General features: G+C 55.9%; 12 protein-coding genes. 6 read left to right on the forward strand and 6 right to left on the reverse strand.

Translation table 11 applies throughout. The annotated features are described in order from the left end of the window. Positions 1–101: 101 nt before the first annotated feature. The 5 genes from LOC70_RS20655 to rpoB all read right to left on the reverse strand — a co-directional run bounded on the left by LOC70_RS20655 (position 102) and on the right by rpoB (position 12,370). Positions 102–1,754, reverse strand: a complete 1,653-nt coding sequence (locus LOC70_RS20655) for a LamG-like jellyroll fold domain-containing protein (protein WP_230255863.1) — start codon at positions 1,752–1,754, stop codon at positions 102–104. Beyond that, positions 1,747–2,310 (reverse strand): sigma-70 family RNA polymerase sigma factor, encoded by a 564-nt coding sequence (locus LOC70_RS20660; protein ID WP_230255864.1) that lies wholly within the window; start codon positions 2,308–2,310, stop codon positions 1,747–1,749. The genes LOC70_RS20655 and LOC70_RS20660 overlap by 8 nt, the downstream gene beginning before the upstream one ends. 159 nt (positions 2,311–2,469) lie before the next feature. Then, positions 2,470–3,945: a sulfatase-like hydrolase/transferase gene (locus LOC70_RS20665; protein ID WP_230255865.1), complete on the reverse strand. Its 1,476-nt coding sequence runs from the start codon at positions 3,943–3,945 to the stop codon at positions 2,470–2,472. Positions 3,946–4,134: 189 nt separating this feature from the next. Next, complete coding sequence (gene rpoC / locus LOC70_RS20670) at positions 4,135–8,424, reverse strand: DNA-directed RNA polymerase subunit beta' (RefSeq protein ID WP_230255866.1); 4,290 nt, start codon at positions 8,422–8,424, stop codon at positions 4,135–4,137. 223 nt (positions 8,425–8,647) lie between these two features. Further along, entirely contained in the window at positions 8,648–12,370 is a 3,723-nt protein-coding gene (gene rpoB / locus LOC70_RS20675) for a DNA-directed RNA polymerase subunit beta (RefSeq protein WP_230255867.1), read from the reverse strand. A gap of 1,210 nt (positions 12,371–13,580) precedes the next feature. On the opposite strand from rpoB, the gene LOC70_RS20680 reads away from it, so the two are divergent. The 6 genes from LOC70_RS20680 (at position 13,581) to LOC70_RS20705 (ending at position 19,302) form a co-directional block, all read left to right on the forward strand. Beyond that, positions 13,581–15,122 carry a rhamnulokinase gene (locus tag LOC70_RS20680; protein ID WP_230255868.1) on the forward strand — a complete coding sequence of 514 codons (1,542 nt, stop codon included), beginning with the start codon at positions 13,581–13,583 and terminating at the stop codon, positions 15,120–15,122. A gap of 7 nt (positions 15,123–15,129) precedes the next feature. Continuing rightward, positions 15,130–15,750 carry a 5-formyltetrahydrofolate cyclo-ligase gene (locus LOC70_RS20685; protein ID WP_230255869.1) on the forward strand — a complete coding sequence of 207 codons (621 nt, stop codon included), beginning with the start codon at positions 15,130–15,132 and terminating at the stop codon, positions 15,748–15,750. Then, entirely contained in the window at positions 15,750–16,676 is a 927-nt protein-coding gene (fhcD, locus tag LOC70_RS20690; protein WP_230255870.1) for a formylmethanofuran--tetrahydromethanopterin N-formyltransferase, read from the forward strand. The genes LOC70_RS20685 and fhcD overlap by 1 nt, the downstream gene beginning before the upstream one ends. 191 nt (positions 16,677–16,867) lie before the next feature. Then, on the forward strand, positions 16,868–17,587 hold the full coding sequence (locus tag LOC70_RS20695) for a hypothetical protein (protein ID WP_230255871.1): 720 nt from the start codon (positions 16,868–16,870) through the stop codon (positions 17,585–17,587). Further along, a complete protein-coding gene (locus LOC70_RS20700; protein WP_230255872.1) occupies positions 17,584–17,934 on the forward strand; it encodes a hypothetical protein in 351 nt (116 codons plus the stop codon). The genes LOC70_RS20695 and LOC70_RS20700 overlap by 4 nt, the downstream gene beginning before the upstream one ends. Positions 17,935–18,126: 192 nt before the next feature. Next, positions 18,127–19,302, forward strand: a complete 1,176-nt coding sequence (locus LOC70_RS20705; protein WP_230255873.1) for a hypothetical protein — start codon at positions 18,127–18,129, stop codon at positions 19,300–19,302. Here LOC70_RS20705 and LOC70_RS20710 read toward each other — a convergent pair whose 3' ends face one another. Continuing rightward, positions 19,303–20,325 (reverse strand): DUF1559 domain-containing protein, encoded by a 1,023-nt coding sequence (locus tag LOC70_RS20710; RefSeq protein WP_230255874.1) that lies wholly within the window; start codon positions 20,323–20,325, stop codon positions 19,303–19,305. Positions 20,326–20,583: the final 258 nt, after the last annotated feature.

A 20,583-nucleotide genomic window follows, 5' to 3' on the forward strand; every position in this document is an offset into this window, starting at 1 on the left:
ATAGGTGGGGAGGGGATCGGCACAGAAGCGAGTCCTGTGTTGAAAGAGTCTTGCGCTAGCTGCTGAACGCGCGTCGGGCTTGCTGTCATGAAGGCAACATCTCAGTAACCGACGGGTTTCCCGGATTCGTAAAGCGTTTCGATTTCGTTTCCAGTCAACGCCGCGTTGTAAATCGACAACTCATCAAGGGTCCCGTCCAGGTTTCGAACGGCGAACCACGGTGTCTCACGAAACGGTTGCCCCCAATTTCCGATTTCAGCGGGACCAATCCGAAGGTCCTTGACCAGCAGTTCTTGTTCGATCTCAACTTCACTGACCAGTTGGCCGTTGATGTATTGTCGGACTTGTTTCGCGGACGGATCGTAGACTGAGACGAGGTGGAACCACTGCCCGCTCTTTGAGATGTCCCAAAAAGGCTCCGTCATGTAGACGCGATGCAAGCCTGCGTCTTTGACGACCCGTTGGTCTCGTTTGTTGTAGAACTCGATCTCGCGGGAATCATCCACCATGACGGAGAACATCAGTCGACCGTCATCGCGAATTTGCCAGTGCGGTTCGCCATTCTCATAACCGTCGCCCATGAACAATGCGTTGTAACGCTGTTGCAGATCATCGATCTTCACCCAGCACGCGAAGGTGAAGGCTTCGAACTGACCGTCGATTCGAGTGCGAATGCGAGCACCGGGCCGATCAAAATTGACTCCTTGCGAATGCTCGCCAAAGCGACCTTCCACAACTTGAGCTGGCCCCAGCAGCAAGCCATCCTGCGACGGATTGGACGTGGCGTCACTGAGAGTGCGGCCGTTCAAATGCGTCGAAAGTGAATAGTGGGCTATCAAACGTTCGTCGTTCTGCTTGGCTTGATTGGTTTCTCGCCAAGATCGGAAACGTTCGAAAGTGGCCGCTTCATCTCGCTTCAGCAAGTCCGAACTGGTGGCCAGACCTTCGATGGATTCTGACGAAGGGGCGCCCATCAACGTCCGACGTTCACCGGTCAGCAGATGCAGCCCGTCGTGGTCGCCGCCTCGCAACATGATTTCGCCGTCGACCACCTCCACCCGAGCTTGTTCCTCCGAAACATCCATGGTGAACTCGGTTCCAAGATCAATGACTTCGGAGTCAGCCGTCTTGATGCGAAAACCGCGCGCGGCTGGCGGCACGGTGGCACGCAGACGCCCTTGATCAACTCGCACCGACCAGTCGGATTCGATGTCAAGTTCTGCGGGACCCTCCACGATCAGCGTCGCACCGCAGAAAAAATCAATTTCCGCGAGTCCACTCTCCAAGCGAAGCGGGCCGTGACCGAGGACGTCACCCACTTTGGCACGTTGGTGGCCCTGACCCCAACGCACATCAAACGCACGACGAAGTGTTGCATGTCCCGCGATCAACGATTCATCTTCTGATCCGGAAGCTGTCGAGTCGGCAACGATGGGTGTCAGATTGGATTGTTGGTGCCCGATCCAATAAGCGATTCCGCTCACCAAGATCAGCGTGCTCGCAGCGATCATCAGCGATCTCGCCGCGAAAATTCCTGGCCATCGCATGAACGAAGCAGCAGGGGTGACGGTGGTCCCAACCGGTTCCGGCGTTGACGCGATTTCATGCAACGATTCCGAAAGGTTGACCGCCTTCAGGTATTCCGCGCGAGCTTCTTCGTCGGTTTCCAGCCGATCCTGCAAAGCGTCGAAGTCACCCTGCTCAATCGTTTGGTCGATGGTCTGATAAATCCACTTTCGAAGTTGATTATCCATGGCGAAGCTCCTTTTGAAGTTGCTTCTCGATGCAGCGTTGCAAACTTGTGCGGAGTGTATCCAGTTGATAATAAAGTCGTCTGGCTTGCTGCCCGGTTTCTTTTGCAATGGAAGCGACGGATTGTCCGGGTGAATGCACACTGAGAACCAATTTGCGTTGTGCGTCGCTCAACTTCGCGAGGCAACCGTCGACCGCCCGGCGTTCAGCTTCCCGTTGATCCAATTGGGACAATGCAGATGTTGCCAAAGCTTCGATCACTGATTCGCGGAACACCAACTTGTCGCGGCCTTGGTCGCGAAGCCAACTGAGTGCTTTGTAGCGAGCGATCACGCAAGCCCAACGCACGAATTCGTTCTCGTCTTCCGTCTGCGTGCCGGTGAACGAGTCGAACTTTCTCCAACACTCCAACGCCGTTTCTTGAACCACGTCGTCAGCCGCGTCGCGGTTGGGAAGCAGTGATCGAACGAAGCGACGGATCGCTTGGTCGTGACGCGAAAGCAAAGCTACAAAATCGTTGTAGTGTTGCTCTCGGTCGCTACCGTCGTTCGCTTTCATTGTTTGATTTTCTGCACCCATGATGTTGCTCCGCCTAGTTATTCCCTAAGCCCGTAGGATTCCAAACAAAACCCGGCTTACCGGCTGTAGAATTCACATGCGCCCAACGAAAAGCCAGCGGAACTCGCTGGCTGTCAGAGCAAATACCACATGAAATCGCTATGGGGCGAACGATTTCGCAGGGGGCATCTGATCCTGAACGTCCTGCCACTGCTGCAGGATTGCGGCCAGCTTCTCGGGGTGGGAGGTCGCCAAATCCGTGGATTCGCTCAGGTCATTGCCCAGGTGATAAAGCTGGGCTGCTTGGTTGCCGCGCGGTTGAACCAACTTCCAATCGCCGCTTCGAAAAGCTCTGGCACCTCGCGGCATTCGCCACCACAGACCGCGTTCGGGTGCCGCGACGGCACGCCCCAGCCAAGGCATGACGTCCACACCGTCGAGTTGGTCAGGAGTGCTCACGAATGACTCTTGCGTAGCCGACGCGGCAAGACGCAAAAAAGTTGCAGCGATGTCCAGGGACGAAACTGGTCGATCTTCCACCGCGTTTTCGGGGATTGATCCGGGCATGCTCCAGACCATCGGGACGCGAATACCACCTTCGAATAAGCTGCCTTTGCCGCCGCGCAGCGGTGCGTTGCTGCTGGTCAATTCTTCCGTCGGTCCACCGTTGTCGCTGAAGAACACGACCAGTGTTTCCCGGCGCAGTTCGTGCTGGTCGAGTGTTTTCATCAGTCTGCCGATCCCTCGATCCAAAGCAATCAACATTCCCGCGAAAATTCTTCGTTGCGGGTCACTGATATGGGCCATGGCATCGTGATCCTCGACGCGACTTTGCATGGGCGAATGCACAGCGTTGAAAGAAACGACCAAAGCGAATGGGGCATCCGCCATTGCTTGAATGTCATCGACTGCACGCTGAGTGATTTCGTCTGTTAGGTACTCCCACTTCTGTAGCGGTTGGTCACGTTCGAGGACTGGATTGTCCCGATCGTATTCCGGTTCGCTGATCCTTGCGTAGTTGCCAAGAATCGTCATTCCGGATTTGACCAGCTCGCCAGGATTCAACTGCTTGTCACGCAACATGGTCCAAACGTTGTGGTAGGGTGGCCCGGGGACGTAGTAATGGCCTTCGTGCAGAAAACCAAAGAAGCGATCAAATCCTTTTGCGGTGGGACGTTGTTCGGGGCGAGTTCCCAAATGCCATTTGCCCACCAACGATGTTTGGTATTGGAGTGTCTTTAGGTGCTGGATGAATGTTGGTTGAGACTTCGGCAGTCCAGCGTTGGGATGATTGTTGCGCGGGCCGGTGGGATTGAGGTCGTAACCAAATCTTGATTGGTACCTGCCCGACAGAAATCCCGCTCTTGATGGGCTGCAAAAGGAAGAGGTCACGTAACCACTGGTGCAACGCACTCCCGACTTCGCCAACGCATCGATTGCGGGGGTTGGAATTTCCTCGTTGCCCATCATGCCGGTTTCGCCGTAGCCAAGATCGTCGGCGACGATGACCAGAAGGTTGGGGAGGGATTCGGAAGCGGAGGACGAAGGTTGGCTGCAGCAAAACGCGAGCAACGCGAAGGCGGTGATCGCAGGCTGGCGGATATTTGGCCGAGCCAACAGTTGGTGAAGAAGCATGAGCAGGCGGGGGATGGAGGATGGGCCTTTCAGTTTAGTGCAAGCGAAACGTGAGAGTGGCGTTAAGCAAGACTTGTCGGGTGCTCCGTTTGTTGTGTGATGAAATCCTCCAATTTTCCGAGTGCGCACGAAAAAACCGGACGTCGTTTCCAACACCCGGTTCTTCAATTTTACTAGCTCAGAAGGTGATCACTCGCCTTCGTTGCTGCTGCTGGCGGAAGGGGCTGGCTCGCCATCGCCACCCAGCAGTGGGAACGACTCTTCCAATGCAGAAACAGGAGCTTGCGACAGTTCCTCCAGAGCTTCGCGGCGGTAGTTGACTTCCGATTCTTGGAAGATGCGGAAACCGGTACCGGCTGGGATCAAGTGACCCAGGATCACGTTCTCTTTCAGACCAACCAGCTTGTCGACCTTGCCCGCCAAAGCGGCTTCGGTGAGCACCTTGGTGGTTTCCTGGAACGAAGCGGCCGAGATAAACGAGTTCGACTGGACAGCAGCCTTGGTAATCCCCAGCAACTGCGTGCTGGCCGTCGCACTCTTGCAACGTTTGCCCTTGGCTGGTGTTCCGCCCATCGCTTCGACTTCGGCGTTGGTTTGCTCGAACGCTTCCTTTGGCACAATGGTGCCTTCGGTGTAATCGGTGTCACCAGGATTCGCGATCTTGATGCACTTCTGCAAGTCTTGGTTAGCTTTGCGGAAGTGGAAGCGGTCCATGACACTACCAGGCAACAAGTTGGTGTCACCGGCGTTTTCGATTTTCACTTTACGAAGCATGCGAGCGATGATGATTTCGCCGTGCTTGTCGTTGATTTCCACACGCTGGCTGCGATAGACCTGTTGGATTTCGTGCAACAAGTATTGCTGAACGGCTTCTTCCCCGGTGACACGTAGGATGTCGTGAGGGACCAAAGCACCGTCGACCAATGCTTGGCCAGCTTTCACGATGTCGCCGGTGTGCACCAAGAAGTGCTTTCCGTGTGGGACCAAGTGTTCGCGTTCGATGCCTGATTCGCTGCGAACGATGATCGTTCGTTTTCCGCGTTTGCGTTCGCTGAGGATTTCCACCTCACCGTCCACTTCCGCGATCACAGCAGGATCCTTCGGCTTCCGAGCTTCGAAAATCTCGGTCACACGAGGCAGACCACCGGTGATGTCCGAAACACCGCCCGTTTCACGCGGCATTTCAGCCAGCACTTTACCGGGGATGACGTCTTCGCCTTCCTTGACCGTGATCGTTGCACGTTCGGGCAAGTACTGAGCGTGCAAAGGTCGGCCGGATTCATCTTCGATGACCAACTGTGGGTGCAAGTCACCCTTGTGGTCGATGATCGTCATCCGAGTGTTGCCGCTGGCTTCGCGATCCAGTCGCATCGTTTCGCCTTCGACCACGTCTTCGAAGCGAATCTTACCGGTGACTTCCGACAAAATCGGAATCGAGTATGGGTTCCATTCGCAGAGAACTTGGCCGGCTTCGACCTTGTCGCCTTCTTTCACCATCAACATGGCACCGGTCGGAATGTCGAACGACTCGATTTCGCGACCACGTTCGTCGACCAACATGATTTGGCCGTTTCGCGTCAGCACGATGTCGCGACCTTCGGCGTTGGTCACAGCCTTCATGCGAGTCAAGCGAACTTCACCCGGACGACCGGTCTTGATGTCCGACTCTTCGACTTGCTTGCTCACCGAACCACCGATGTGGAACGTACGCATCGTCAACTGCGTACCAGGTTCACCGATCGATTGAGCGGCGATGATACCGACGGCCATGCCTTCTTCGACCATCGATCCGGTCGCCATATCCATGCCGTAGCAGCAACGGCAAACACCCAACGGTGCGTCGCAGGCCATCGGTGTGCGGACTTGGATCTTCTCCAGACCCATCGCTTCAATCTTACGAGCGATTTCCGGCGTGATCATCTGGTTGGCTTCCACGATCACTTCGTCGGTGACCGGGTTCACAATCGACTTCAAGCTGACACGACCATTGATCGATTCCGCCAGCGAGACTTCGACCTTCTCGCCACGATAGACGACACCCTTGGTGATACCTTGGGTGGTGCCGCAATCGTGCATGGTGACCACAACGTTTTGAGCAACGTCGGCCAGTTTACGAGTCAGGTAACCGGAGTCAGCCGTCTTCAACGCCGTGTCGGCCAAACCTTTGCGAGCACCGTGCGTGGACGAGAAGTACTCGAGCACCGACAGGCCTTCGCGGAAGTTTGCCTTAATCGGAGTTTCGATGATTTCGCCGGTTGGCTTCGCCATCAAACCACGCATCCCGGCGAGCTGGCGGATCTGCTCGATACCGCCCCGTGCACCAGAGTGCGACATCAAGAACACGGGGTTGATGTACCAACCGCCTTCGCGAACGTCGTTTTCCATTGCCGACATCATGTCCGCCGTGATGGCCTCACGAGCGTGGGTCCAAGCATCGAGAACCTGGTTGTATCGTTCCTTGCCCGTCATCAGACCGCGGTCATAAGCCTTTTTGTGCTTCATGACCTCTTTTTCAGCTTCTTTGATGAACTGTTGCTTAGTGTCCGGAGTCACCAAGTCATCGGTTGCGAATGACAGACCGCTGCGGGTCGATTCGCGGAAGCCGGCTTGCATCATGTCGTCGAGCAAGTGAATCGTGGCTTTTCGACCGAGACGCTGATAGCAGTCGCTGATCGATTTCGCCAAGTCACCGCTACGCATGGCACGGTTGTAGAAGTCCATCCCGACCGGCAGCATTTCGTTGAAGCGAACGCGACCCGGAGTGGTGTCGATGACGGCACCGTATTCGCCGCTGTCGTCGTCTGTTTTGAGACGTTGGAACTTGGGCAAACGAAGTTTGATGCGGGTATGCAGACCCACGATGCCTTGAGCCAACGCGTAGTCAACTTCTTCGTACGAGCTGAACGTCATGCCCTCGCCCTTTTGATCGGGCATTTCAACGGTCATGAAGTAGCAACCCATGACGATGTCCTGCGAAGGACTCATGATGGGCTTTCCGTTCGAAGGTGCAAACACGTTGTTCGTGCTCAACATCAACGTGTGGGCTTCCACCTGAGCTTCGATCGAAAGCGGCAAGTGGACGGCCATCTGGTCACCGTCGAAGTCAGCATTGAAACCTTTGCAGACCAACGGGTGCAGGTGGATCGCGTTGCCTTCGACCAAGGTGGGTTCGAACGCTTGGATCCCCATGCGGTGAAGCGTTGGAGCACGGTTGAGCAACACCGGGTGGTTGGTGATGACTTGCTCGAGGATATCCCAAACCTCTTCGTCTTTTCGCTCGAGCATCTTCTTCGCGGATTTGATGGTGTCCGCGTGGCCGAGTTCTTTCAGGCGACGAATGATGAACGGTTGGTACAGTTCCAACGCGATCTTCTTTGGCAAGCCGCATTGATGCAGTTTCAGGCGAGGGCCGACCACGATCACTGAACGTGCGGAATAGTCGACTCGTTTTCCGAGCAAGTTTTCGCGGAAACGACCCTGTTTTCCCTTGATCATGTCGGTCAAGGACTTCAGCGGACGGTTCGACGATCCGAGCACGGGACGCTTGCAACGGTTGTTGTCGAACAACGCATCGACCGACTGTTGCAGCATTCGCTTTTCGTTGCGAATGATGACCTCGGGGGCGTTCAAGTCGACCAACTTACGCAAGCGATTGTTGCGGTTGATGATCCGGCGATACAGGTCGTTCAAGTCCGAGGTTGCGAAGTTGCCGCTGTCCAACAGCACCAAAGGACGCAAGTCCGGAGGAATGACGGGGATCACGTCCAACACCATCCACTCGGGACGGTTGTCGCTGTCGCGAATCGACTCAACGATCTTGAGTCGGTTGATCAGGTCCTTTTTCTTTTGCTTGCTGCCGGTTTCCGCCAAGTCAACGCGAAGTTGCTCGGAAAGCGTGACCAAGTCCAACTTGTTCAGCAAATCGCGAACGGCTTCCGCACCCATGTCGGCTTGGAAGCTGCCGTTGCCGTATTGTTGACGAGCCGCGCGGTACTCCTCTTCGGTGAGAAGTTGCAGCATTTCCAGGTCGGTTTCCTTGGGATCCGTGACCACGTAATCCTGGAAGTAGATGACCTTTTCCAGCGAGCTGGTTTTCATCGCGAGCAGGTTGCCCAATCGCGATGGCATGGCTTTGAAGAACCAAATGTGCACGACTGGAGCGGCCAGTTCGATGTGGCCCATGCGTTTGCGACGAACGCGGCTGTGAGTGACTTTCACACCGCAACGATCGCAGATCATGCCCTTGTACTTCATCCCACGGTATTTACCGCAGGCGCATTCCCAGTCCTTTTCAGGTCCAAAGATGCGTTCGCAGAACAGACCGTCTTTTTCGGGACGGTAGGTTCGGTAGTTGATCGTTTCGGGTTTCTTGACCTCACCGAAGGACCAACTCTTGATGTCTTGCGGACGCGCCAACGAGATGCGGACGGAGGCGTAGTCGTTGATGCGATCGTAGTTGCTGGTTTCGCCAATGGACATTGTGGAAGCCTTTAGCTGTGAGCTAGTAGCTCAGCATCGTTTCCAAGTGAGAGGTGAATTGGAAAGCGATGTGAAGCGTTTGAGTGGGAAGGTTTCACGCGACGCTTGGTCGCTGGGGTCAGGCGTTGCCCGACTGTCAATTGTCTGCGGCGGCGACGATGCCACCCAAGCCGCGAAGGCTGCCTCGTGAGGAAGCAGCCGACGCAGGCCGATCTGATGAAGGTCAGATTGGCCGTTTCTCGAGTTGCATGTTGAGGGCCAGACCACGAATTTCGTTGGTCAACACGTCGAAGCTGGCTGGCGTGCCGGCTTCCAGAGTGTTTTCGCCTTTGACCATCGATTCGTAGATCTTGGTTCGCCCTTCAACATCGTCGGACTTCACCGTCAGCAGCTCTTGCAGGATGTAAGCGGCACCGTACGCCTCCAGTGCCCACACTTCCATTTCCCCGAAGCGTTGGCCGCCGAAGCGAGCTTTCCCGCCGAGAGGTTGCTGCGTGATCAACGAGTAAGGTCCGGTGCTTCGAGCGTGAACCTTGTCGTCCACCAAGTGGTGAAGTTTCAGCATGTAGATGTAACCAACCGTGGTTTCCTGCTCCATCGGTTCACCCGTGCGACCATCGGTCAAACGGATCTTCCCGTGGGCTGGCAAACCAGCTTCGGCCAAGCAGTCATTGATTTCGGATTCGCTGGCACCGTCAAAGATCGGCGTGATGGCTTGGAAGCCCAGTTTGGCTCCGGCCCATCCCAGGTGTGTTTCCAAAATCTGTCCCACGTTCATCCGGCTGGGAACGCCCAGCGGGTTGAGCATGATCTGAATCGGAGTTCCATCGGGCAGGAACGGCATGTCTTCGATCGGCAAGATCTTCGCGATCACACCCTTGTTCCCGTGACGACCAGCCATCTTGTCACCGACGGAGATCGTTCGTTTGGTAGCGATGTAAACCTTGACCATCTGCAACACGCCCGAGCGAAGTTCATCGCCCCGTTTCATGCTGTTCAGTTTGCGGTCACGCTCGTCGATCGCTTGTTCAACGTTTTGCCACTGGGTTTGGTGAACCTTTTCAGTCGCTTTGCGTTTCTCTTCATCTTCGATCTGTTCCAGCACGAGATCCATACGGAAGCTGGTCGCACGTTCGGCGACGAACTTCGGATCTTGTCCGTCGGCCAAAGGCGTTCCGGTGGAGTCCTTCAGCTTCATTCCGGCGGCTTCTTCCATGTCGCGAATCAGCGACTCGAAAGTGCTGGCGATTTCTTCGTTGCCTTCAGTCTCGTGCTGCTTCAGTTCTCGTTCGAACGCCTTTCGCTCTTCTTCGCCGAGGCTCATACGACGGCTGAACTTTTGCGTGTCAATCACGATGCCTTCGATGCCCGATGGGACTTCGAGTGAATCATTTTTGACGTCTTCACCGGCACGACCGAAGATCGCGTGCAGAAGCTTTTCTTCCGGCGTCAGTTCTGTCTTGCTCTTTGGCGAAACCTTGCCGACCAGGATGTCGCCAGGTTTGACATACGTACCGACTTGCACGATCCCGCTGTCGTCCAAGTTGCGGAGGGCTTTTTCGGAAACGTTTGGAATGTCGCGAGTGAATTCTTCGCGGCCCAATTTCGTTTCGCGAATTTCGACGTCGAAGTCTTCGATGTGGATCGAGGTGTACGTGTCATTTCGCACCAGCTCTTCGCTGATGATGATCGCATCCTCGTAGTTGAATCCGTCGAACGACATGAAGCCGACCAAGACGTTTCGGCCCAGAGCCAATTCGCCTTTCTGAGTCGCGGCACCGTCAGCAATGATCTGGCCTTTTTCGACCTTGTCGCCGACCGTGACGAGAGGCTTCTGGTTTTGGCAGGTTCGCTCGTTAAGGCCTTGGTACTTCTTCAGCGGGTAGTGATCGCTGCCGATTTCAATGCGAGTCGCGTCGGCAAAGGTGACTTTTCCGGCACGGCGAGCACGCACGACCATGGCACTGTTCTTGGCCACTTCGCGTTCCATGCCCGTTCCCACGATCGGTGGTTCGGTAACCAACAACGGCACGGCTTGCCGCTGCATGTTCGAACCCATCAAGGCACGGTTTGCATCATCGTGCTCAAGGAACGGAATCAGACCAGCCGAAACACCGACCATCTGAGCTGGAGCGACGTCCATGTAGGACACTTGCTCGGGCATGACGATTTCGAAATCGCTTCGGAAACGAGCGATCATGTTCGGGCCAGGAACCAAAGCGCCGTCTTTGACCTCGGTGTCGGCCGGTGCGACGTACGATTCGCCTTCTTCGTCCGCACGCAACCAAACGACTTCGTCGCTGACTTTCCCGTCGGCGACTTTGCGGTAAGGCGTGCAGAGGAAACCGTAATCATCAACGCCAGCATAGATTGCCAGCGAGCTGATCAGACCAATGTTCGTACCTTCAGGCGTTTCAATCGGGCAGATACGACCGTAGTGCGAAATGTGGACGTCGCGGACTTCGAAGCCCGCGCGTTTCCGGTTCAGACCACCCGGTCCGAGTGCCGACAGACGACGCTCGTGAGTCAATTGCGACAGTGGGTTCGTTTGGTCAACGACCTGTGAAAGTTCGCCGCGACCGAAGAAGAAATCGATCGCCGCGGAAACGCTCTTGGGGTTGATCAGCGAACGCGGGGTCATGTCCTGAGCGTCTTTCACGCTCATCCGTTCTTGGACCGTGCGACGCAGCTTCAGGAAGCCTTTGCGAAGCTCTTCGCTGGCCAGTTCGTCGATGGTGCGAAGACGACGATTGCCCAAGTGGTCAATGTCATCGATCTCGGCTCCGCTGTCCGCATCGAACAAATCGATCAGGTAGCGAATCGCGGCGATCATGTCATCAGGACGAAGGGTCATGACCGATTCGTCGACGCCCAAATCCAGTTTGCGGTTCAAACGGAAGCGACCGACTTTGCCCAAGCGATAACGGTTGTCATCGTAAAACTTCTCTTGGAACAGCGTGCGAGCTTTTTCCAGTTGAGGCGGGTTGCCGGGACGCAGACGTTGATAGATCCGCAGCAACGCTTCTTCGTGGCTGGCGGTATTGTCGTCAATCAGCGTGTTGAAGATCAACGGAACCTTGGGCAGGTCCATGGCTTCGATCGAGGTCACGCCGGCATTGGCGATGGTTTCGGACAGTTCCGTGGTGATTTTGTGACCGGCTTCGACGATGATTTCGCCGGCGCGTTCGTGGCCGCTTGGGTACACAACATCATCGACGGCGATCTTGTTTTCGATCTTGGTCGCGTCTTTGCCGCCGTTCACCTTGATGGTGCCGGTTTCGTAGAACGCCGACAGCAGATCCGCATCGGTGCTGTACTTTGGATCCATCGCACGCAGCAACATCGTGGCGGCGAATTTACCGCTTTGGTCGATGCGGACCGTCAACGCATCTTTTTTGGTCACGTTGACTTCGATCCATGATCCACGTTCGGGGATCACGCGGCACGAAGGAAGCTTGCGGTCGGTCGTGGTGTCTTGTTCCAAAACAAAGTCGACACCGGGGCTCCGGTGCAACTGCGACACGACAACACGCTCGGCACCGTTGATGATGAATTCACCACCACCCAGCATGATCGGCAAATCACCCAGGTAGACTTCTTCTTCGATCGGCTCTTCGCGATTCAAACGCAACCAGATCCGCAGCGGGCGACCGTAGGTCAGACGCAGCTGACGGCATTCTTGGATCGTGTAACGAGGTTTGCCCAGCTCGTAGTGCAGGTACTCCAGCGTGGTGTTCCCATCGTAACTGGCGATCGGGAAGATTTCCCTCAGGACACCCTCCAAACCTTGATCTTTGCGAGCATTGCTGGCCGAGTCTTCTTGCAAGAAGGCCGCGTAGGATACCGTCTGCAAAGCGGTCAGGTCAGGCAAATCGAACTGGCCCAAGCCGGTTCCGAATTTGCGAATCGAGGTGGGTTCGAGGCGACGCTGGGTCGTAGTTGCCATCGTGAGGGAGAGCTCCTTCGCGGGGAAGAACAAAATCATCGAAACGAACCGGAATCCGCCCACACATTGACTGAGGCTGGATTCGTCGGAACCGTTCCGCTGAGATGACGAAATTGGTTCGTGAGAACTTCGTCGATGAAGCGTCCGTGCGAGAAAAGCCCTGCCGGACCAGCTCTCTGAAAATTCGAGTGTTTCGAATTCTCAACCAGCGGTCATGCCCAAAATTGATTCGCCAAAGCGACGACTGAAACGAGAAACCGATTGCCAACAAACGAATCCGTTCGAGGACATTGGCTTCGCGAAAGAGCACCGCGATGAAAATAAGCGAAACGTAACTCGATGTTCACAAAAGACTTCGCGAAAATCAGTTACTTCAAGAATGGACGGAAAACAGAACCAGAAAGACGCGTCACGCAACACCAGGCCGAAGATCACGCCGGAAACTTTAACGATTGATCTTGCATCCGCAAAGGGCAACAAAACGAATTTTGGTCTGGTTTATGCTCTGCCGCGAAGCTGCACAAAACAATCGCTGCAATCGTTAGATGAAGGCGTTAGGCGGCTCACCATCTCGGCCCCAGAGGCTCACCAACCTGATTGTGGGCGGGGGCGACTCCAGCGAGCCGATTGAAGACCTGCGAAAGTCTGTTCTGGTTGCTGAGGAGGCAACTGCGAGCGTCCGCAGCCGGGCACATCGTGTACCCGGCCCGTGAAGCCGTCGTGAGCAATCATCCCCGTCCGCGAAAGTGCGATCGAGTCGCAAATTCCGCAAGACAAAGGGCAATTCATCAACGATGTCAGCCCGTGGCCGCAAGCTGACCGCGTCCGGCTCCACGCGAAGCGAACTCGCGGAGATGTGGCTAAGCCTACGTGCATCGCTGGGGCGGTCAACATCTGATTTGTCAATTTTGGACGGGCGAGATCGCTCCGCCAGAATCGTGATTTGTGGTGTCTAAATGACGACACGTGGCTAACCGGCGTCGCCGATTCGGTTTATGTCACCCATGTCCCCGAGCTTGCTTTGCTAGCAAAGGCGGTGTTCGCCCAAAAAAAGTGTTGGTGAAGTTCCTATAGACTTCTCGCCCGGCTTTCCTAGTCACGCTAGGTTGTTTGCTCTCTCAGGTTGCCGCCGAAGCACCGATTGGCCGGTTTGTGTTGGCGCCCGTGAGTCCTTCCCCACCACCCCGTGCGATCGTTTGTTGGAGTCCTCATGTCGTCCGCCGACCCGAATGGCAGTGCTGTTTCGTTTTCTGGTCCCGTTCACTTGGCGGTTGATTTGGGGGCGTCCAGTGGTCGCGTGATCGCTGGGGGGCTGAACGGGGATCGTTTGGAGCTGGCGGAAACCGGGCGTTTCGTCAATCGTCCGCTCAAGGTTCAGGACGCCATGCTGTGGAATCACCTGCAACTGTGGCAGGACATCCAGGACGGGCTTCGCGACGCGGCGTTGCGGGCCGATTCCGAATGGGCCGGCGCGTCGATTGCCTCCGTGGGCGTCGACACTTGGGGAGTGAGTTTTGGGTTCGTGGATGCCCACGATCAAATCGCGGCGCCCGTGTGGCACTACCGTGACGCCCGCCATCGCGGCATGGCGGACAAAATCTGCGAGATCGTTCCGAAGGACACGATTTTCGCGGAAACGGGCATGCAGTTCATGGATATCAACTCACTGTGTCAGTTGATCGCCGCTAAGCAGAACGGTGATTCGGTGTTTCAGACCGCGGAATCCTTTTTGATGATGGGCGATTTGTTTCACTGGCTGCTGTCTGGTGAACGTTCGATCGAAGCCAGCAATGCGTCCACGACTCAGTTGCTCAATCCCGCGACACAGGCTTGGTCGACCAAGCTGCTCGATGGTTTCGGACTGCCCCACAGTTGGTTCGCGGAGCCGACGGCCGCCGGGACCACGATTGGGACGGTTCAAAGTAGCGTCGCCGGAGAAACCGGTTTGCACGGCGTGCCCGTGATCTTGCCAGCGACCCATGACACAGCGTCGGCGGTGTTGGCGGTTCCGGCCGAAAACTTTGCTCCCGCGAAACCCGATTGGTGCTACATCTCGTCAGGCACGTGGTCGTTGATGGGCGTTGAGGTGCCGTCGCCCGTTGTCACACCGCTCTGTGCCGATTTGAATTTCACCAACGAAGGCGGAGTGCAGGGCAGCACGCGGTTGCTGCAGAACATCGGCGGTCTGTGGATCTATCAGCAGATCCGAGCCGCCCTGGATCGCCAGGGCAACGCGCCGTCCTGGCAAGAGATGACAGAAGCCGCCGCGTCGGCACCGGCATTTCAATTGTTGGTCAATCCCGATGATCCGGCCTTGGTGGCTCCGGACAATATGATTGATGCAATATGCGGGTTAGCCGGACGCACGGGCCAGAAAGTTCCCACCGACAACGGCGTCTTGTTCCGAGGCGCCTTGGAAGGACTGGCGTTGCGCTATCGAATGTGTCTGCAGCATTTGGAGTCGCTGACAGATTCGCGAATCGAGACCATTCATATTGTCGGTGGTGGTTCGCTCAATGCGTTGCTTTGCCAGATGACGGCGGATGCCTGCGGGCGTCGCGTGGTCGCTGGTCCGGTGGAGGCAACTGCAATTGGAAACATCCTGATGCAGATGATCGGGAGCGGTTCGCTGCATTCCATCGACGAGGCGCGGCAATTGGTACGGCATAGTTTTCCGACTCAAACGTACGAGCCTCAGCACACGGATCGCTGGGATGAACCCGCGGCCAAGTTCGCTACTTTTTTCGAATGAGTGACTGATGACAGCTTCGGACCCAATGACAACCGAGCAAGAAAAACTGGCGGCCCGCAAACAGGAGATTCGTACGGCCGCTCACGCTGCACGACGCGACCAGGCAGACAAAGATGGATTGAGCCAAACCATCACGGAAGCGGTCATGGGTTTGGACGCGTATCAATCGGCGGACTGCGTCATGTGGTACATCGACGTTCGTGCTGAGGTGCGCACGCGTCATGCCTTGCCGGCGGCGATCGAGAGCGGGAAGAAAATCATCATCCCGTTCTGCGTCGATGGTGAATTGGAATTGTTTCACCTGGAGTCGATGGAGGAACTTTCCGAAGGCATGTACAAGATTTTGGAGCCTCGTGAAGATTTGCGAGAGGTCGCGTCGAAACGAGTGACGGCCAAAGATTTGGATCTGATTTTGGTTCCTGGCGTCGGGTTCGATTCTCAAGGTGGGCGTACCGGTCACGGCAAAGGCTACTACGACAAGCTTCTCGAGAACGTGCGGCCGGATGCTCCGCTCGTCGCATTGGCATTTGAGTGTCAAATGTTCGACGAGATTCCGATGCAACCGCATGACATTTACATGGACATGGTGGTGACGGAAAAGCAGGTCTACCCAGGAAAGGGACGCTGATGTCAGTCGCCTCTGAACCGTTGCCATTGAATGAGTTGGTGGAAGACACCTACGCCGAAGGCTTTCGCAGTTTGTATGGCGAGGTGTTGATCACGGCTCGCGATCGTAAGTGGCTCGACCACGCGACCTCCGCCGCGACCGGGCACGCCAGCAGCACGATCTTGTGCGACTGCGAAGCCGGAGTTGCGGAGATCGTTTCGCCCGAGTCGACACCCGACGGTCGGATCGGTGCCGTGGTGCAGTTTCATGTTCCGCGGTTTCGGAAGGATCGACGCGAACATCTGGAAAAGGTGATGTTGGCTCGCATCAGCCAGAACGTGCTGACTTGTCCAACCGCTCGTTGTTTCAATCGCATTGATTCGGACGACTATTTCAAACTCGGTCGGAAAGTTGCGTTCTTTGGAGACCGTCATCAGTTCCGTGAGGAACGCTACGAACAAAAGGGGTGGGTGATTCCAATTCTTGGCGGTGAATTCTTCCTCTCGCGTCGTTTCGGAATGTCGGATGGCGTGATGGGTGGCAACCTTTGGTTCTTTGGACCCAACGAAGATGTTGCGATCGAAGCTGCGGAGCGAGCTGCCGAAGCCAGCGATTTGGTTCCCGGATGCATCACGACGTTTCCGGGAGGAATCGCGGCCAGTGGTTCCAAGGCGGGCAGCAGTTACGACTTCACCATCGCCAGCACCTACGCCGAGTTTTGTCCGACGCTGAAAGACAAGCTCGGGCAAAAATCGCGAGTGCCTGACGGTGTTCATTGCATCATGGAATTGATCCTGAATGGCGAAAGTTTGGATTGCTTGAAGGAAGGGACTCGTGCGGCGATTCATGCAGCCGCGAAAGTTCCTGGTTTGATCCGCATCAGCGCTGGCAACTATGGCGGTCGCTTGGGCAAGTCCTTCATACACTTGCACGAGTTATTGGATTGATCCGCATGGCTGAGTCGTCTGAATCAGTCGGCTAGCTGCGTCGTCGATCAACGTCCCGTTTCTTCTTGGCGTTTTCGCAATCCAAGCGAAATCGGCACGCCACGATCGTTAGGCTTTCCCGTGCATGGGTGGTTCCGTGCGTGAGAATGTTTGTCGTTCAGTAGTTGCCTTGCAATCGGAAAGGAGTGGCGATGTTGTGTTTGAATCGCATTCGGTTGGTGTGTGATGCGTCGGTGATCTGCTTGTTCGCCGTGCTGGTTGGTTTGAGTTGGATGCCCGGTGTTTCCATTGGACAGGACTCCGCCGGGCAGGACTCCACTGGGGTAGCCGAGGTAACCAATGAAACGGAGGCCGAGCAGAAGCCTCTGCGTGTCACTGATCTGTACGTGTTGGAACGGGATGCGAAGTTGTCTGAACAAATCGGGCAAAGCCCCGAACAACGGACCGCATTCTTGGTGGCGATGCAGCAATATCGAGATGTGGTGACGGCAGGTTTTCGAGCCAAATCCGGTGAGCAGATCGATCCCGCTGAGCAGCGGAAGAAGATGGAGGCGGCTCAGCAGAAGGTGTTGCAGTTGTTTGATGAAACTCAGCGGAGAAAGATTCAAGAGGCTGCCGCCGCCAAACGAGCGGAGTATGCCGAGCGGTTCTCAGCAACAAGGGTCTCCAACGAGGTCCGTCGTGAATTGAGCAGCATGCGGAACATTTCTTCCCAACTGTCGCGTGTGCAATCAGACCTGGACTTGCAGGAGAAGTTGGGGGTGAGCACGAAGCAACGTGTCGAGTTGAAGGAAGCCTATCAAAAGTACGTGAACGCATCGCTCGAAATGCATAAGTCAGACGCTGGGAGCAGTATGACTGGAACCCATGAGCTGCTTCGCGAACTGGTGATGGAATCGCAGCGAATGTGACGCCGGAACAATCCGAGCAGCTCACGATGCTGGTGCGTTTGGAACAGCTCAAACGCGAGTACGGAGACGAATTCGCGTCAATCAACGGACTGGCGGATGACTTCGGGTTGGACGATCAGGCGAAGGAAAAACTGAAGCGAAAGATTGAAGAGGTTCGCAAAGATTATTACGACGGTTGGATGAAGCTGAAGAAGAAATCCATGCAGGCGATCATCGATGAGTTGCCGCGAAAGCATCGCGAAGAAGTCGAAGAAGCCTTTCGAAAGTTCGTGGAAGAAGATCCGCGAGACAAACTGAATCGGTTTCGCCTGCCCATCCGTAGCCGGACGACGGCATCGGAAAAATGACGCCGTCTTGGGCCTTTCGCTCACGCTCCAAGTCGGTTCCGCCACGGATGGGTGGTGACGGTTGGGTAATTTGCGTTGAAGCGATGGTCTGGCTTCGGTGCGACACACTTCGTTCGATGGTTGGACGATAAGCCAACGACACAGCCGCCGTGCTGGCTAGGTTTCTTCCGCCATCGATTGGGGATTTCTTTCATGCCGTTTCTCTCCGGTAGCCTCTCCTTTGAACGTTTCCGTGTGAACCAATTTGAAGACGGCCCGTTTGGCCAGGAGCACTTGGAGCAAATGGCAGCTCACGTCGCTGGGCGAACGGAAACGGCGGCGGAGGAAAACGTGCACCTGGGATTTCTCGGCGGAGACCATCTGTTTGACCAAGACTTTGACATGGTCAAAAACATCATTGATGATGCGGTGCACTTTGGCGTCCGCATCGACACCAACCAAGTTCCTTCAGTGATCAAGAAGGCTTGGATGGCAATGGAGCTTGCAGCACTCAGCCGCGACAACCCCGGCGGGAAGCCAACGAAGTCACAAAAGAAAGAAGCCAAAGAAGCCGTTGAACAACGTTGCGAAGCGGAAGCCGCGACTGGCAAGTATCGCAAGTTCCAACAGCATTCGTTGCTGTGGGATTGCAGTCGAGACTTGCTCTACTACGGCGGCACCGCGGGGACGGGAAGCGGCCACTGTGTCGACTTATTGGAGAGCGTTTTCGGAATCGAATGCGGTCACATCAGTGCTGGTATCGTGGCCAAGGATTGGGCCAGCGAGAACGATCGCTATGCTGAGATGGACGATGTGATGCCCGCCAGCTTCGTAACCGGCGAAGCTTTCAGTGGTGTGGCTTGGGCCAACGAACACTCACAGGCACCCGACTTTCTGGGCAATGAGTTCCTTCTCTGGCTGTGGTGGATGTTGGAAACCGAGACCGACACGATCGAAATGTACGACGGCACCGAAGTCACGTTGATGCTGGCCAAGACTTTGTCGCTTGAGTGCCCGCTGGGTGATTCCGGCAAAGAGTCGATCTCAGCGGAATGTCCGGTCAAGTTGCCGGAGGCGATGCGAGCCATCCAAAGCGGCAAACTGCCTCGGAAGACTGGCATGACGCTGATTCGTGAAGGGCAGCAATTTGATCTGACATTGCAAGCCGAAACGTTTGGTATCAGCGGAGCGAAAATTCATCTCGATGAGGACGATGATGATTTCGGCCCAGAAGATCGCATCGAAGCCGTGCGAACGCTCAGCGACACGATTGATGGAATGTTCCACACGTTCTGTGACCGACGAACCAGCGAAGCCTGGGCCGCGGACCTGGACGGAATCCGCGGTTGGCTTTCACCGAGCCAGGCCGCTCGCAAATCAGCGGCCTGATCAGAACGAGTCGGCTTCGATGACCTCGTAGTTCGCCCGAGTCACCAATGCGTGGTAGACCTCCAGGTCGATGAACTGTGTCAGCATGCGGACGGATCCATCGCTCAACACGAATTGTGCACCCGAGGCGTGGTAGCTGCTGAAGTCTTCGAAGTGGCCCGCGTCACTGTTGGGAACGTGATCGGCGGCGCCAACAATTCGTGCGGCGGCGGCATTGGCTTCGGGGATCAACCCTTGCCAAATCGAGCCACCCAAACGACTGTTGCGTTCGCCGACCATCACGGTTTGGCTCAGGCCATCGAGCACGTCACGGAATCGGTGGCGACTGTTGCCGTAGAACAGCCCGTCGCCGTGGTACAGGTCATCATGTAAATCGAAGGTTCCGAAGACGCCGGCATAATTGCTCTTGGCGATTCGAAACAAGAACTCATCGCCATCATCCACGTTGTGACCGTGATCATGGTCGTCATCGTCATCGTGGTCATCGTCGCCATGATCATCATCGAGCGATGCGGGGGCGTAATCGTCATGGTCGTGGTGATGACCGGTGCCGTCTCCGTGAGCTTCAGCGATGAAGAACAGGTTTTCAAGCGTGTCGCTGGGGCAAATGTAACTGGAGATTGAAGCCTCGCGAGCTTGTTGGTTCTCGTCTTCTTCGATGGCCATTCCGAAACGGATGGTTTCGTAGACGTTGCTGGCTTCGATCTGTGGAGTGATCGCTGCTGCCCAGCCCCAGCCTGGTTCGTGATGGTCGATGTCATCGGCTAACCAACCGCTTGGCAATTGATTGAAGATGCCGTGGTAGTTGTGCAGGGCGATGCCAACTTGGTGCAGATTATTCTGGCAGGACATGCGCCGGGCGGCTTCGCGGGCGGCTTGTACTGCCGGTAGCAGAAGGCCAACAAGCACACCGATGATGGCGATGACCACCAATAGCTCAACCAGTGTGAATGCTCGGTGGGATCTGCGTGGACGGAACGGGACTACGGGCGCAGAACCTGCGCGGACGAAAGTAAACAGCATGAGAGGTGACCACAGGTTTGGGTGCATTGCGCACCCTGATGAAGACTTGGAATGGCGTGACGGTGTAATGCAGTTCACCATCCGCCCAGAATCGGCAGGCTCTATGCCAATGCCGGAGGGCCGCGTTTATGCGGACGCCAGCTATCTGCCGTGTCTTCTATTGGTGTGGAATCGACCTGTTCATCGCAAACGCAGCAAACTGCTTCGCTGCGAACGGGATTCGGGAGCGGGCTTTCGGCCATCGTGCGAGCGTTGCAA

The sequence above is a fragment of the Rhodopirellula halodulae genome, from assembly GCF_020966775.1.
Lineage (GTDB): Bacteria > Planctomycetota > Planctomycetia > Pirellulales > Pirellulaceae > Rhodopirellula > Rhodopirellula halodulae.

Excerpts from the sequence above, each read along its gene's own strand:
- LOC70_RS20655 (WP_230255863.1), bottom strand. The coding sequence starts at position 1,754 with ATGGATAATCAACTTCGAAAGTGGATTTATCAGACCATCGACCAAACG.
- LOC70_RS20660 (WP_230255864.1), bottom strand. The coding sequence starts at position 2,310 with ATGAAAGCGAACGACGGTAGCGACCGAGAGCAACACTACAACGATTTT.
- LOC70_RS20665 (WP_230255865.1), bottom strand. The coding sequence starts at position 3,945 with ATGCTTCTTCACCAACTGTTGGCTCGGCCAAATATCCGCCAGCCTGCG.
- rpoC (WP_230255866.1), bottom strand. The coding sequence starts at position 8,424 with ATGTCCATTGGCGAAACCAGCAACTACGATCGCATCAACGACTACGCC.
- rpoB (WP_230255867.1), bottom strand. The coding sequence starts at position 12,370 with ATGGCAACTACGACCCAGCGTCGCCTCGAACCCACCTCGATTCGCAAA.
- LOC70_RS20680 (WP_230255868.1), top strand. The coding sequence starts at position 13,581 with ATGTCGTCCGCCGACCCGAATGGCAGTGCTGTTTCGTTTTCTGGTCCC.
- LOC70_RS20685 (WP_230255869.1), top strand. The coding sequence starts at position 15,130 with ATGACAGCTTCGGACCCAATGACAACCGAGCAAGAAAAACTGGCGGCC.
- fhcD (WP_230255870.1), top strand. The coding sequence starts at position 15,750 with ATGTCAGTCGCCTCTGAACCGTTGCCATTGAATGAGTTGGTGGAAGAC.
- LOC70_RS20695 (WP_230255871.1), top strand. The coding sequence starts at position 16,868 with ATGTTGTGTTTGAATCGCATTCGGTTGGTGTGTGATGCGTCGGTGATC.
- LOC70_RS20705 (WP_230255873.1), top strand. The coding sequence starts at position 18,127 with ATGCCGTTTCTCTCCGGTAGCCTCTCCTTTGAACGTTTCCGTGTGAAC.
- LOC70_RS20710 (WP_230255874.1), bottom strand. The coding sequence starts at position 20,325 with ATGCTGTTTACTTTCGTCCGCGCAGGTTCTGCGCCCGTAGTCCCGTTC.